This is a genomic window from Actinocorallia populi (genome assembly GCF_002995495.1).
Classification (GTDB): Bacteria; Actinomycetota; Actinomycetes; order Streptosporangiales; family Streptosporangiaceae; genus Actinocorallia; species Actinocorallia populi.
In genome coordinates this window covers 1-12,910 of sequence record NZ_PVZV01000002.1, presented here as the reverse complement: position 1 = coordinate 12,910, position 12,910 = coordinate 1, and the positions used below count along the sequence as shown (strand labels likewise).

Below are 12,910 nucleotides of genomic sequence, written 5' to 3'. Positions count from 1 at the left end.
GGGTCCCAGCGGCGGGCTCAGCGCAGGGCGCGGCGCAGCCGCAGCGCCCCGCGGTAGGCCGCCGGGGGCAGCTCCACCCGCAGCGACGCCCGGGTCCTGGCCCACCTGCCTCCCGGGTCCCCGGCGGGGCGCGGCAGATCCGCCGCCCCGGCCACCAGCTCCGCCAGCCGCGGCACCCAGTCGTTCTCGGCCTCGGGGTGGAAGTAGTTCTCCGCGCACCACGCCGCGTCCGGGCCGCGGAACCGGCTGCGCACCAGCTCGTCCAGGGTGCCGAGCAGGCCGCTGCCCTCGAAGACCAGGTTGATCGTCTTCGCGCCGACCCCGAAGTCCGACAGCACCAGCAGCGGGACCCCGGCGGCGATCGCCTCAAGCGCGGCGGTCGAGCTCACCGTCGTGAAACCGGCGGCGCGGGCCAGCTGGGCGTGCATCGGGCCCGCGTCGAAGCGCAGCAGCCCGTGGTCGACCGGCATCTCGCGCCACAGCGTCTCGTAGTGCAGGTCCTCGCGGTGGGTCTGCTCCTCCCCCGCCCTGGCCCGCAGCTTCACCACCACGCTCAGCTCGGGCCGCGCCCGCGCCAGGTCGGCCAGCGCGTACAGGATGCGCTCGCGCTCCTCGCGCCGTTCGGGGACCTTGGCCTGGGTGGCGAAGACGATCCGGTCGCGGGGCCCGGCGGCCTCCGCGGCGTCGTGCAGGAACGGCAGCGTGGCCCGCACCGTGCGGCCGGGCAGCCCCAGGTCGCGGGCGATCGCGTCGAACTCGGCGACCTCCCGCCCGCTGTGCACCACGAACAGGTCGGCGGCGGCGCGCAGCCGCCAGGCCTTCTCGCTCGCGGGCACCGAGATCCCCGGCAGCCCGGTCACCAGGACCCGGCGCCGGTCCCGCGACACCCACGGGGACAGCGCCCGCACGACCGGCCCCGTGCAGGCCAGGAGCACGGCGTCGGGGTCGTACCCGCGCAGCAGCGCCCGCAGCCGCCGGGCGGTGACCACCTCGGGGACCCGGACGCCGCCGCGCCCGTCCCCGACGCCGCCGACCGCCGCCCGGCGCTGCCCGGCAGACGGCGTGATCGGCGAGCGCACCACCACCAGGCGGTGCTCGCCGGGCAGCCCGCGCAGCAGGGCGGCCGCCCACTTCAGGTACGAGTCGGAGTCGGCGACGGCGAGCAGTCTCAAGCGAACTCCGGACCCAGGACGAAGAGGCTCAGGTGGGTGCGCAGCGCGGGGTCGGCCCGCTCGGTCCACCACCGCGCGGGGACACCGACGCCCTCGATGACGGGGCCGCCCGGCCCGTGCAGGACGCGCAGCGAGGTCAGGGCGGTGGAGGGCAGGCTGAGCACCCGGTGCTCGGGGGTGAGGCCGCGCAGGCTCAGCTCCACCGGCAGGTCCTCCTCGACCAGGGTGACCGCGGGGTCCTCCCGCAGCAGTTCCAGCACCTCGGGGCACTCGCGCCGGTGCGGGTAGTAGGCCACCGGCTCGCGCGCGGTGACCCCGCTCAGCCACCCCAGGTAGGCGCTCCGGTGGACCAGCCCGTTGGCGACCAGCGAGGTGCCCAGCACCACGGACCGCTGCTCCGGCGGCGGCGCGGCCGGCAGGGTGCGCAGCCAGGCGAAGTCGTGGGAGACGACCGGGATGCCGACCCTGCGGGCGCGGGCGAGCAGCGGCGCGGGCACGGGGAGCGCGGTGAAGAACGTCACCCTGCCCCGGTGGGCGAGCGAGCGCAGGCGGCGGCCGGCCAGCCCGGAGAAGGCGCGCCTGAGCCGGCCCGGCCGCGCCCTCGCCCGCACCAGCGGCTGCTTCCACGGCCCGCACAGCAGGCCGAGCAGGTGGAGGGTGGCCAGCCCGTCGTCCAGCAGGACGATCCGCTCCGGCGCCCGGTGCGCCAGCAGCCCGGCCTGGGCGCGGCCGGAGAAGGCGTCGCCGATCGCCCCCGTGCTCCTGGTCCGCCCGATCTTTTCCGTGAAGATCAGGTCGGTTTTCGGTGACAACCCCAACCTGATCACTTCTCGGGCGGTAGCGTGCAACGCGTGCGATCCGGGGCGCACGCGCACCTGCACCGGCCCCAGCAGGCCGGCGTGCCGGGCCTCCAGGGCGGACAGGAGCTGCAGTGGCGACTCCGCCCAGGCCAGATCAGTCATGCGCCCTCAAAGCGTCGGATCGAGTACCAGATGCCCAACATGGCATCCACGGATGAACGGAAGGCCAACGGAGGTCGTCGATGCCGTTGAACAATCGCCGCCCCGCGAGTTGTCGCTAAACTTCCTCCGGTCCCCCCGCAAAACCCAGGAGTCCTCACTTGTCTGACAGGCGGCGTTTCCTGCTGAGCACGGGCGTGCTGGCGGCCGGTGCGGCGGCCTTCGCGGCATGGCCGACCCGCGACGGCGGCGCCCCCGCCGGGCCGCGGGCGCGGGGAGGCACCGAGAGCATGACCGCGCTCGCCCCGCAGGCCGACGGGCGGCGCCCCCTCGCCCCCCAGGCGCCGCAGGCCGAGCCGCAGGCCGCTCCCCAGCCCGGCCAGGGCCAGACCCTGGCCAAGCGCCCCAACTTCGTGCTGATCCTCGCCGACGACCTGGGATTCGGGCAGCTCGGCTGCTACGGCCAGAAGAAGATCAGGACCCCGCGGATCGACCGGATGGCCCGGGAGGGCCTGCGGTTCACCGACGCCTACGCCTCCGCGCCGGTCTGCGCCCCCTCCCGCGCCTCGCTGCTCACCGGCCTGCACAGCGGGCACAGCGCCGTGCGCCGCAACCCGCCCAAGGAGGGCGAGATCCCGCTGGGCGCGAACGAGCCGACGATCGCCGAGATGCTCCAGGCGAACGGCTACCGCACCGGCCTGTTCGGCAAGTGGGGCTTCGGCCCGAACGCCGGCAACAACAACACCAACCCCAACGCCCGCGGGTTCACCGACTTCTTCGGGTACATGACCCACCACATGGCCAAGCGCTACTACCCGGAGTTCCTGTGGGACAACGGCCAGCGCTACCAGCTGCCGGGCAACTCCGGCGACAACGGGCCGATCTACGGGCCCGGCCTGATCATGCAGCGGGCGCTGACCTTCCTGCGCGACGCCGACCGGCAGGGCCAGCCCTTCCTGCTGATGCTCACCCTGCCGCTGCCGCACGCCCCGTCCGTGTCCGCCGGACTCGGCCAGTACCGGGGCAAGGACTGGCGGCGCCAGGACAAGGCGCACGCCGCCCAGGTCTCCCAGCTCGACGGGTACGTCGGCGTGCTCTTGGACGAGCTGCGCAGGCTCGGCCTGGCCGACGACACCATCGTGGTCTTCACCTCCGACAACGGGCCGCACGAGGAGGACGGCGTCCGGCCCCGGTTCTTCGACGCCGCGGGCCCCTACCGCGGCCTCAAGCGCAACCTCTACGAGGGCGGCATCCGGATCCCGTTCATCGTCTGGTCGCCCAAGCTGCTGCGCAGGACCGCCAGGAAGCGCACCACCCACCCGACCGTCCAGTACGACCTGATGGCCACCTTCGCCGACTTCGCCGGGATCAAGGCCCCGAAGAACGACGGCCTCTCCCTGCGGAGGGTGTGGACCGGCACCGGAAAGGCGCCACGGCACGAGTACCTTTACTGGCTGAGGCTGCACGCCGGCTCCACCAAGAGCCACCGGGCCGAGGAGCGGGGCAAGGGGAGGCGCTGCGCCGCGGCGGTCCGGTTCGACGAGTGGAAGCTGATCGGCTTCGCGCCGGGCACGGAGTACTCCACGCCCGGCGGGAAGTGGACGTACGAGCTCTACAACCTGAACAAGGACCCCGGGGAGAGGCACAACCTCGCCAAGGCCCGTCCGGCACTCGTCAGGCGTGGCGAACGCTATCTGAAGCGATCATGGCGACCCCTGGACTAGGATCCGGGTTGCACGTTTCTCAGTTAACATTCAGCAACGTTCACCAGAGCCAGTCCAAAATTGTCCAATGTGTCGCTATCGTCTCCTGCGAGGCACACTGACCGGGGACTTGAGGGATGCAGGAAGCACAGCGCAGCACCGCAGTGAAGCGGGCCATTCGCCGCCGTACGGAACACCTCGCCGAGGCTCTCAGGCCACCGGGGGTCAAGCCCAAGCGCAAAGTCCTGCTGCCCGACCGCAGCAGCGGCAACAGGCTGGTTCCATCGCCGGTCTTCGTTCTTTCGTCCGTCCGGTCGGGGTCGACCCTGCTGCGCGTACTGCTGAACACCCACTCCCAGATCCGTGCGCCGCACGAACTCCACCTGCGCACGCTCGAGGTACGCCCCAGCCGGGAGTACACCGAGAACATCATGGACGCCATCGGACTGAGCCGCAAAGAGCTCGAGCACCTGCTGTGGGACCGGGTCCTGCACCACGAGCTCGAGCGCAGCGGCAAGCGCATCGTGGTCGACAAGACCCCGGCCAACGCGCTGATCTGGCGCCGCATCTCCTCGGCCTGGCCGCAGGCCCGCTACATCTTCCTGCAGCGCCACCCGCAGTCCGTCGTCGAGTCGGTGCTCAACCGCCGCAAGGGCGCCGAGAAGGACGCGGTGGTCAAGGAGGTCTTCAACTACGTCAACGGCGTCGAGCAGGCCCGCCAGAACCTCAAGGGCCTCGCCGTGCGCTACGAGGACCTCACCGCCGACCCGGCCGCCCAGACCCAGCGGATCTGCGAGTACCTCGGCGTGGAGTGGGAGGCCTCCATGCTCGACTACGGCGCCCAGGACCACGGCCCGATCAAGCCGGTCTTCGGCGACTGGAGCGCCAACATCAAGTCCGGCCAGGTGCAGAAGGCCCGGCCCCTGCCCGGCATCGACGACATCGACCCGCAGCTGCAGGAGATCTGCAAGCTCTGGGGCTACCTGGACTGACAGACTCCGGCCCTCCGGGGTTCACCCTTCGGACACGCGCAGCGGCGACCATGCCGGGTGAATGTCCTGTGAACCCCGGAGACGCCGTATGCGGGTCTGTGTCTGCACGGTAGGCCGCCATCCCGAGGACGCCCGGATCCTGCACCGGCAGATCCGCGCGCTGCTCGACGGCGGCCACCATGTCACCTATCTCGCTCCGTTCAGGGCGCACCACGTCGTCCCCTGGCCGGAGCTCACCCCGGTCGACCTGCCGCGCCTGTCCGACCGCTTCCGCGCGCTGCGCCACGCCCGGCGCGCCCTGGCCGAGCACGCCCCGCACAACGACCTGGTCCTGCTGCACGACCACGAGCTCGGCCTGGTCGCGCCCCGCGGCACGCCCGTCGTCCTGGACGGCCCGCCCTCCCGGCGCTTCCCGCACACCGTGGACCCGCCCACCCTCACCCCGGTGCCCGTCCGCCCGCCGCGCGGCCCCGACGACCCCAGGGTGGTGCACCTCGGCCGGCTGACCCGCCGCGGCGGGGCCGAGGAGGTCGTCGCGGTGGCCCGCGGCCTGGCCGGGCACGGCGTGGCCACCGAGCTGATCGGCCCGGCCGACGCGCAGGTCCGCCCGCTGCTGCGCGCCGCCCAGCGCGAGGGCGTCCTGCGCTGGTACGGGTTCGTGCCCAACGACCGGGCGCTGCGCATCGTCTCCGGCGCGACGGCGGGGCTCTCCCTCGGCCGCGAACGGCGCGCGCAGCCGCCGACGAAGGTGCTGGAGTACCTGGCCCACGGCGTTCCGGTGGTCTCCTTCCCCGAACCCGCGTCCGCCTTCCTGCTGGAGGAGACGGGGGCGGGCACGGTCGTCCGGGATGCGGCGGCCGCCGTCCGGGAGGTACTGCGGCTCAGACGCCTGCCCGGCGAGCGCGCGGAGATGGCCCGGCGGGGCCACGAGGCGGCCGGTGCCCGCTTCGACTGGGCCGACCAGGCTCCCGCCTTCGTCGCCCGGCTGGAGGCCCTGGCCGCGGCGTCGCGGCGGCACGGGAGCTCAGCGCAGGTGGGCGAAGCGCCGGGCCCAGTCGGCGAACCAGGGAGCGAAGAAGGCGTGGCCCTGGGCCAGCGGCATTAGGTAGACGACGGTCTCGGTGTAGTAGCGGCGCTGGAAGTCCGGCGGCATCCGGTCGAGGGTCTGGACGTTGCTCGCCCGGTCCGCCAGCTTGATCGCGATCACCTGGGGCGGGGCCTCCCGGAGCCGGCGCAGGTAGCCCACCTTGGCCGTGCGCTTCTCCTGCCGCGAGCGCACGGGCGGTTTGGTCAGCCAGTCGACGTACTCGGCGACGACCGGGCCGAACTCCGCCTCGACGTCGGGGACCGTCGCCGGGGTGTCCTCCACCACATCGTGCAGCAGCGCCGCCGCCAGGACGTCGGGATCGCGCTCCCCCGCGCCGCGCACCAGCACCTCCAGCGCCTCCATCAGGTGCTCGGTGTAGGGCGTCCCGGTCGGCCGGGCCTGCTCCCCGTGCCAGCGCTCCGCGGCCCGCGCCGCCCTCCGGACGGTCTCCAGCGCCGTCTCCGGCAGCAGGTCACGCAGGTCCGGCTCCGCCTCTCGCCAGGTACGCCAGCTCAGATAGTCCATCCCCCCACGGTAATGCGGGAGGATCTCCTCCATGGAGAGCACGGGAAGCACCGGAAGCGCGGAGCGGGAATGGGTGGCCGAGGAGAGCGTCCTCGTCGGCGCCCCCGTCGAGCGGGTCTTCGCGCTGGTCGCCGACCCCAGGCGCACCCCGGAGTTGTCGCCCGAGGTCTTCCGCGTCTGGTTGCGGGACTCCCCCGTGGAGGAGGGCTCCCGGTTCGTCGGGTTCAACCGGCGCGGCCCGTTCGTCTGGTTCACCTCCTGCGAGGTCACCGCCCACGTCCCGGAGCGGGTGCACGCCTTCCGCGTCTACAGCTTCGGCATGGAGGTCGCGCTGTGGGGCTACCGGCTGGAGCCCGTGGGCGGGTCCACCCGGCTCACCGAGTACTGGCACGACCTGCGCCGCGACCACTGGTCGGCGTCGCTGGTGTCCTTTCTGGGCAGGGTCTTCACCGGCGTCCGCGCGGACCGGCGGGCGGCGCTCAACAGGGCGGGCATGCGCACGACGCTGGACCGGGTCAGGGCCGCCCTTGAGACTCCGGTCTAGAACCTGTTCTAATTTCCTTCCCGGCTCCACCGACCCGAGGAGAGCAGACCGTGCACCAGGTACTGGACCAGACCGTCACCATGCCCGTGGAGATCCGCCACGCGCGGGTGGCGTCGGCCATGTTCCCCGTCCCCGCCCGCACCGCCCAGACGATCATCGGCTACTCCGGTCTCGACGTGGTGCGGCCGCTGCCCTCCCACACCATCTGCTCGCTCGCCTTCGTCGAGTACGTCGACGGCGACCTCGGGCCCTACCACGAGTTCGCGGTCGCCTTCCTGGTCCACCACCCCCGCGGCGTCGCCTCCTCCGGGATCGGCGCCTTCATCCACTGGCTCCCCGTCGACGGCGAGTTCACCCTCCAGGCCGGGCGCCAGATCTGGGGCTTCCCCAAGGTCCTCACCCGCCTGCCCATCGACTGGAGCGGGCCGCAGCGCGGCGCCGTCCACCAGGACGGGCAGCTCGTCGCGGCCATGTCCGTCAAGCCGGGGCTCGCGGTCCCCGACGGGCAGGCCGCCCCCGTCATCGACGCCTACGCCTGCTACGACGGCGTCACCCGGCGCGTCCCCTGGACCATGCGCCCCTCCCAGGTCCGCATGCGGCCCGGCGGGGCGGTCGTCACCCTCGGCGACCACCCGGCGGCCGAGGATCTGCGCAGGCTCGGCCTGGACCGCAGGCCCGCGTTGTCGAGCACCACCGTCGGGCACCTCGGCATGACCTTCGGCGAAGCCGAGGAGGTCGCGACCGCATAAGCTTCTTCTCTTGCGAGAAGGAGAACCGATGCCGTCGTCCGCCCGTACCGGGACCACCCAGGCCCCGCAGGTCAAAGAAGCCGAGATCGCGGCCGAGCAGTCCCTGGTGGACGCCGCCCACGTCCGGCTCGACGAGATGCGGGAAGAGGCACAGCGGATGCTCCAGGAGGGCTTCCGCCAGTCCCAGACCGGTACCAAGGGCTCACTGGTGGACCGTGACGCCATGGTCTACCAGGCCGCGCTGCGCGCCCAGGCGCTCAACGTCGCCGACGACGGGCTGGTGTTCGGGCGGCTCGACCTGGCCCCCGCCGCGTCCACCGCACCCGCCGGCGGCCCCGAGCAGCACGGCCCGCTCTACATCGGCCGGGTCGGGGTGCGCACCCGCGAGCACGAGTCGCTGGTCGTCGACTGGCGGGCGCCCGCCGCCGAGGCCTTTTACCGTGCCACCCCCGAGGACCCGCGCGGCGTCGTCCGCCGCCGGGTCCTGCACTCCCGCGGCCACCGGGTCATCGACCTGGAGGACGACCTGCTGCAGCCCTCCCTCGTCGACGGCCTCACCGTCGTCGGCGACGGCGCGTTCCTCGCCTCGCTGGCCCGCACCCGCGAGGGCGCCATGCGCGACATCGTCGCCACCATCCAGCGCGAGCAGGACCTCGTCATCCGGGCCCCCGCCGACGGCACCGTGATCGTGCGGGGCGGCCCCGGCACCGGCAAGACCGCCGTCGCCCTGCACCGCGTGGCCTACCTGCTGTTCCGCCACCGGCGCAGGTTCGGCGGGCGCGGCGTGCTCATCGTCGGGCCCAACCAGCGCTTCACCGCCTACATCGAACGGGTCCTGCCCTCCCTCGGCGAGGGCTCGGCGGCGCTGCGCTCCCTGGGCGACCTGCTGCCCGGCACGACGGCCACCCGCCACGACTCACCCGAACTCACCCGGATCAAGGGCGCCGGGTCCATGGCCCGGGTGCTGCGCCGCGCCGTCGCCGACCACCCGCCCGGCGCGCCCGACCTGCTCACCGTCGTGCACGCGGGCGTCGTCGTCCGCCTCGACCGCGCCCGCCTCGACAAGATCCGCAAGCAGGTGCACCAGCGCGTCCACGGGGCGGTCAACACCGGCCGCCGCAAGGCCGCCGAAGCGCTCCTGGAAGCGCTGTGGGCGCGCTTCGTGGAGATCGGGGGCCTCGTCGACGCCCCCGGCATCAAACGCGGCGAGTTCACCGCCAACGCCCGCGACCAGCTCGGCGACTTCCTCACCGCCTGGTGGCCGATCCGCACCCCCGCCGAGGTGCTGCTCGCCCTCGCCGACCCCGAGCGGCTGGCCCGCGCCGCGGGCCGCGACCTCACCCCCGCCCAGACCGGCAGGCTCGCCGGCTCCCTGGCCCACGAGGACGGCTGGTCCTACCAGGACGTCGCGCTGCTGGACGAGCTCGACTCCCTGCTGGGCCGGCCGCCGCGCCCCACCCGCAACGTGCGCGAGGACGACCCGTACGTCGTCGACGGCGTCAACATCCTCACCGGCGAGGAGGTCGCCGAGTGGGAGCCGGAGTTCCGCGAGCTCACCACCGCCATCGAACGCTCCGAACGCGCCCGCCGCGTCGACGACGAGGCCGAGGAGGCCGCCGACTACGGCCACGTGGTGGTCGACGAGGCGCAGGACCTCTCCCCCATGCAGTGGCGCATGCTCGGGCGGCGCGGCCGCCAGGCCACCTGGACGGTCGTCGAGGACCCCGCCCAGTCCTCCTGGGAGGATCTGGAGGCCTCCCGCCAGGCCATGGCCGCCGCCCTCGGCACCGCAGGCGCCCGCCGCAACAAGCGCCCCCTCCACGCCTTCGAGCTCACCACCAACTACCGCAACTCCGTGGAGATCGCCGCGGTGGCCACGCGGGTCCTCGCCAAGGCCGTCCCCGACGCCGCCCCCTCCCGCGCCGTCCGCACCACCGGCCACGAAGCCGTCGTCACCCTCCTGCCCGACGCCACGCGGCCGACGTTCCTCCACAGCGCCCGCGACGCCGTCATCGACCTCCTGGGCCAGGTGGAGGGCACCATCGGCGTCATCCTCCCCCTCGGCTGGCCCCAGGACCCCTGGGACGTCCCCGACCGCGTCCAGCTCCTCGACGTCCTGGACGCCAAGGGCCTGGAGTTCGACGCCGCCGTCATCGTCGCCCCCGAGGAGATCGCCGCCCAGTCCCCCATGGGCCTGCGCACCCTCTACGTCGCCGTCTCCCGCGCCACCCAACGCCTCACCGTCCTGACCGCCGACCCCACCTGGCACCACACCCTCACCCCCTGACCCCTCCTCCGCCGACCCGCACCCGCCCCGGGAGACACCCGCCGACCGCCCCTGCCCGCCGAACGCACCCGCCCGCCGGAGGCCCCCCGCCGAGCCGCACCGCCTGTCGAGCCACGCCCGCCTGCCGGACACGCCTTCCTGCCGGGCAGCGCCTGCCTACCAAGAGGCACCCACCCGTCGGGCCGCACTCACCCGTCGGACGAACCCACCTGCCGGGAGGCGCCTGCACCGCAGGGAACCGCCCACACATCCGGGAGGCGACCGCCTGCTGGCCGCGCCTGCTCGTCGAACGAACCCGCCCAGCAGGAGGCGCACGACCCTTGGACGCGCTCGCCTGCTGGTTGCGGCCGCTCGTCGGATGCGGCCGTCCGTCTGTTGGGCCGCACCGCTGGGCGGGAGGTGCCTGTCGGGGCGGAGGTGGCGGGTGGTGTCCTCTCGCTTCACGTCGTCCGCGGGTCAGCGGGGGTGGCGAGGGAGGCTCGGCGGAGGGCGGGGAAGGCAACGGCGACGGCCAGGGTCGCCGCGAGGCAGACCAGGCCGCCGATGACGATGGCGGAGCGCGGGGTGGTGAGTTCGGCGAGGAGGCCGACGGCGGCGTTGCCGAGGGCCGGTGAGACGGTGGCCTGCACCATCCACAGGGCGCTGACCCTGCCGCGCAGCTCGTCGGGCGTGCCGTGCTGGAGGAGCGCCGAGCGCAGGGTCTCGGAGACCAGGTCGCCGAGGCCGGCCAGGGCCAGGAGCATCAGGGCGAGCGGCAGGTTCGCCGACAGGCCGAATCCCACCAGGGACACGCCCCACAGCAGCACGGCGCCGATGAGGGCGTGCCCGCCGGCCCGGCCGGTCCAGCCGCTGGTCACCGCGCCGACCAGGGCTCCGAGGGCGGGAGCCGCGTACAGCAGGCCGACGACGGCGGCCCCGCCGCCGAAGTGCCGGTCGGCCAGCACGGGGTACAGGGCCTGCGGCATCGTGAAGACCATCGCGGCGGCGTCGATGAGGAGCAGCCCCAGGATGAGGCTCCGCCCGCGCACGAACCGCACGCCGTCGGCGATCGCGCCGAACGCCCGCCGCACCCCGGCGGCCGCGTCCGGGCCCTCTCCCGCCGGGGGCGGCAGGGGCCGCAGGAACAGCAGCGCGAGGGAGAACAGCAGGAGCCCCGCGGCGTCCACGGCGTAGCAGAAGGCCAGGCCGGGTCCGGCGACGAGCACACCGCCCAGGGCCGGGCCGAGGAGCGCGGCGAACTGGGTGGAGGCGGCGGTCAGCGCTCCGGCGGCCGCCAGCCGTCCCGTGCCCACCAGGGCGGGGACCGCCGCCAGCATGGCGGGGCCGCCGAGCCCCGCCAGCAGCCCGGTCAGCCCGGTGGCCGCGTAGAGGACCCACACCTGCGGCTCGGGCAGCAGCGCGTTGACCGCGAGCGCGCCCGCGGCGGCGACCAGCGGCAGGCGGGTGGCCAGCATCAGCAGCCGCCGGTCCAGGCGGTCGGCCAGCACGCCGCCGACCAGCACCCCCGCCACCAGCGGGAGCGCTCGGGCGAGCCCGACCAGCCCGATCTGCAGCGGCGAACCGGTCAGCTCGTAGACCTGCACCGCCACCGCCACGGTGGTCATCAGGGTCCCGATCAGTGCGCCGAGGAAGCCGGCGTACAGCAGACGGAAGTCACGGCTCTCCTTCAGGGGTGACAGATCCATGGCGAGTCCGGTCGGACGCATGACGGCTCCTGGGAGGTGGGGAGGCTTGCCGCCACCACCCTGGCCGCCCACCCCCCTAAAAGTCAACACGTGTGAAGTTCAAGGGTGCGACACGGGTAGTAGCCTCGGCCCTGATGAACGACCACCCCCGGCGCAGGCCGACCCACCGCAAAGGCCGCGCGACCCTCACCCGCGAGAGCATCGGAGCGGCCGCGCTGGACCTCCTGGGCCGACACGGAGCCGCCGCGCTGACCATGCGGTCCCTCGCCGCCGAACTCGGCGTCTCCCCCCGCGCGCTGTACAACTACGTCCAGGACCGGCGCGACCTCATCACCGTCGCCGCCGAGATCTTCGAGTCCCGCTGGCGGCCCGCCTCCCTGGACACCGCCCGCTGGCGGGACGACCTACGCGCCTTCTGCCGCGACCTGCGCGACCACTACCGCCGCCACCCCGGCATGACCACCCTCGCGCTCAGCGAGAACATCACCCTCGCCCGCCACCCCGCCATGCTCCGCAACGTCGACGCCCTCCTCGGCCTCTACACCGGGATCGGGCTCACCCCGCAGGACGCCTACCGGGCCTGCATGGAGACGATCCGGATGGTCGCCGGCTTCGTCGAACTCCAGGACGCCGTCCACGACCGCACCCCCGAGCACCTGGACGCCGCAGACCTGCACCGCACACCCCCGCCCTGGCTGCAGGCCCCGGCGGAACACCGGGAAGAGCTCCCCCACCTGAGCCGGCTCAGCGAGCTGGAGACCGACACCCCCGACACGCTCTTCGCCTTCGCCATGGACGTCCTCATCGACGGCATCGCGGCACGCGCCGACCGCGGCGCCTGACCGGTCGCCGCACCTTTCCTCCCTCAGGAAGCCCGAGAACAAGGAACGCGAAAACACTCCTGGAAATGCGGAAAGGCCCCGGACAGAAGTCCGGGGCCTTTCCTGATGTTGATTGCGGCGGTGACCTACTCTCCCACACAGTCTCCCGTGCAGTACCATCGGCGCTGGAGGGCTTAACTTCCGGGTTCGAGATGGGACCGGGTGTCTCCCCTCCGCCATAACCGCCGCAAGTCCAGGGGACTCGCAGCAATCCTGCGGTCAATATTCAATTCAAAGCTTCATACGGTATGCCGGCTGTTTTCCGGGAACCGCACAGGGACGCGAGCACACAGCCAAGACTTGGAGATTTGGTGTGTTGTTGGTCA

At 73.3% G+C, this 12,910-nt stretch carries 11 protein-coding genes and 1 rRNA gene; 7 read left to right on the top strand and 5 right to left on the bottom strand.

The annotated features are described in order from the left end of the window. Nucleotides 1-17 precede the first annotated feature (17 nt). Together C2865_RS06990 and C2865_RS06985 are read right to left on the bottom strand one after the other, a co-directional pair. Complete coding sequence (locus C2865_RS06990; RefSeq protein ID WP_106397539.1) at nucleotides 18-1,172, bottom strand: DUF6716 putative glycosyltransferase; 1,155 nt, start codon at nucleotides 1,170-1,172, stop codon at nucleotides 18-20. Next, complete coding sequence (locus tag C2865_RS06985; RefSeq protein WP_106397538.1) at nucleotides 1,169-2,134, bottom strand: hypothetical protein; 966 nt, start codon at nucleotides 2,132-2,134, stop codon at nucleotides 1,169-1,171. The genes C2865_RS06990 and C2865_RS06985 overlap by 4 nt, the downstream gene beginning before the upstream one ends. Before the next feature lie 158 nt (nucleotides 2,135-2,292). Between C2865_RS06985 and C2865_RS06980 the strand changes: the two genes are divergently transcribed. From C2865_RS06980 to C2865_RS06970, 3 genes are all read left to right on the top strand, one after another. Further along, on the top strand, nucleotides 2,293-3,855 hold the full coding sequence (locus C2865_RS06980) for an arylsulfatase (protein ID WP_106397537.1): 1,563 nt from the start codon (nucleotides 2,293-2,295) through the stop codon (nucleotides 3,853-3,855). Nucleotides 3,856-3,971: 116 nt separating this feature from the next. Then, the gene (locus C2865_RS06975) at nucleotides 3,972-4,826 is read left to right on the top strand and encodes a sulfotransferase family protein (RefSeq protein ID WP_106397536.1); all 855 of its coding nucleotides are present in this window, start codon (nucleotides 3,972-3,974) and stop codon (nucleotides 4,824-4,826) included. Between the two features lie 88 nt (nucleotides 4,827-4,914). Next, complete coding sequence (locus C2865_RS06970) at nucleotides 4,915-5,931, top strand: glycosyltransferase family protein (RefSeq protein ID WP_106397535.1); 1,017 nt, start codon at nucleotides 4,915-4,917, stop codon at nucleotides 5,929-5,931. Here the strand turns inward: C2865_RS06970 and C2865_RS06965 are convergent. Then, complete coding sequence (locus C2865_RS06965) at nucleotides 5,851-6,438, bottom strand: HD domain-containing protein (RefSeq protein WP_106397534.1); 588 nt, start codon at nucleotides 6,436-6,438, stop codon at nucleotides 5,851-5,853. The genes C2865_RS06970 and C2865_RS06965 overlap by 81 nt on opposite strands. Before the next feature lie 31 nt (nucleotides 6,439-6,469). Here C2865_RS06965 and C2865_RS06960 point away from each other — a divergent pair, with 31 nt between their 5' ends. Genes C2865_RS06960 through C2865_RS06950 form a run of 3 tightly spaced genes read left to right on the top strand, consistent with a single transcriptional unit; the run spans nucleotide 6,470 to nucleotide 10,018 of the window. Next, nucleotides 6,470-6,982, top strand: coding sequence for an SRPBCC family protein (locus C2865_RS06960; protein ID WP_106397533.1), 513 nt, complete (start codon nucleotides 6,470-6,472; stop codon nucleotides 6,980-6,982). A 50-nt stretch (nucleotides 6,983-7,032) separates the two neighbouring features. Next, entirely contained in the window at nucleotides 7,033-7,731 is a 699-nt protein-coding gene (locus tag C2865_RS06955; protein ID WP_232835436.1) for an acetoacetate decarboxylase family protein, read from the top strand. A gap of 28 nt (nucleotides 7,732-7,759) precedes the next feature. Beyond that, nucleotides 7,760-10,018, top strand: a complete 2,259-nt coding sequence (locus C2865_RS06950; RefSeq protein ID WP_106397532.1) for a HelD family protein — start codon at nucleotides 7,760-7,762, stop codon at nucleotides 10,016-10,018. 440 nt (nucleotides 10,019-10,458) lie between these two features. On the opposite strand, the gene C2865_RS06945 is transcribed toward C2865_RS06950, so the two are convergent. Continuing rightward, a complete protein-coding gene (locus C2865_RS06945) occupies nucleotides 10,459-11,724 on the bottom strand; it encodes an MFS transporter (protein WP_106397531.1) in 1,266 nt (421 codons plus the stop codon). Nucleotides 11,725-11,837: 113 nt separating this feature from the next. On the opposite strand from C2865_RS06945, the gene C2865_RS06940 reads away from it, so the two are divergent. Continuing rightward, on the top strand, nucleotides 11,838-12,545 hold the full coding sequence (locus tag C2865_RS06940) for a TetR/AcrR family transcriptional regulator (protein ID WP_106397530.1): 708 nt from the start codon (nucleotides 11,838-11,840) through the stop codon (nucleotides 12,543-12,545). Nucleotides 12,546-12,657: 112 nt separating this feature from the next. On the opposite strand, the gene rrf is transcribed toward C2865_RS06940, so the two are convergent. Then, a 5S ribosomal RNA gene (gene rrf, locus C2865_RS06935) occupies nucleotides 12,658-12,774 on the bottom strand. Between the last annotated feature and the right edge of the window lie 136 nt (nucleotides 12,775-12,910).

What these genes read in the sequence shown, in the direction of transcription:
- C2865_RS06985 (WP_106397538.1), bottom strand. Translation starts at nt 2,134, where the DNA reads ATGACTGATCTGGCCTGGGCGGAGTCGCCACTGCAGCTCCTGTCCGCC.
- C2865_RS06975 (WP_106397536.1), top strand. Translation starts at nt 3,972, where the DNA reads ATGCAGGAAGCACAGCGCAGCACCGCAGTGAAGCGGGCCATTCGCCGC.
- C2865_RS06965 (WP_106397534.1), bottom strand. Translation starts at nt 6,438, where the DNA reads ATGGACTATCTGAGCTGGCGTACCTGGCGAGAGGCGGAGCCGGACCTG.
- C2865_RS06950 (WP_106397532.1), top strand. Translation starts at nt 7,760, where the DNA reads ATGCCGTCGTCCGCCCGTACCGGGACCACCCAGGCCCCGCAGGTCAAA.
- C2865_RS06945 (WP_106397531.1), bottom strand. Translation starts at nt 11,724, where the DNA reads ATGCGTCCGACCGGACTCGCCATGGATCTGTCACCCCTGAAGGAGAGC.
- C2865_RS06960 (WP_106397533.1), top strand. Translation starts at nt 6,470, where the DNA reads ATGGAGAGCACGGGAAGCACCGGAAGCGCGGAGCGGGAATGGGTGGCC.
- C2865_RS06940 (WP_106397530.1), top strand. Translation starts at nt 11,838, where the DNA reads ATGAACGACCACCCCCGGCGCAGGCCGACCCACCGCAAAGGCCGCGCG.
- C2865_RS06970 (WP_106397535.1), top strand. Translation starts at nt 4,915, where the DNA reads ATGCGGGTCTGTGTCTGCACGGTAGGCCGCCATCCCGAGGACGCCCGG.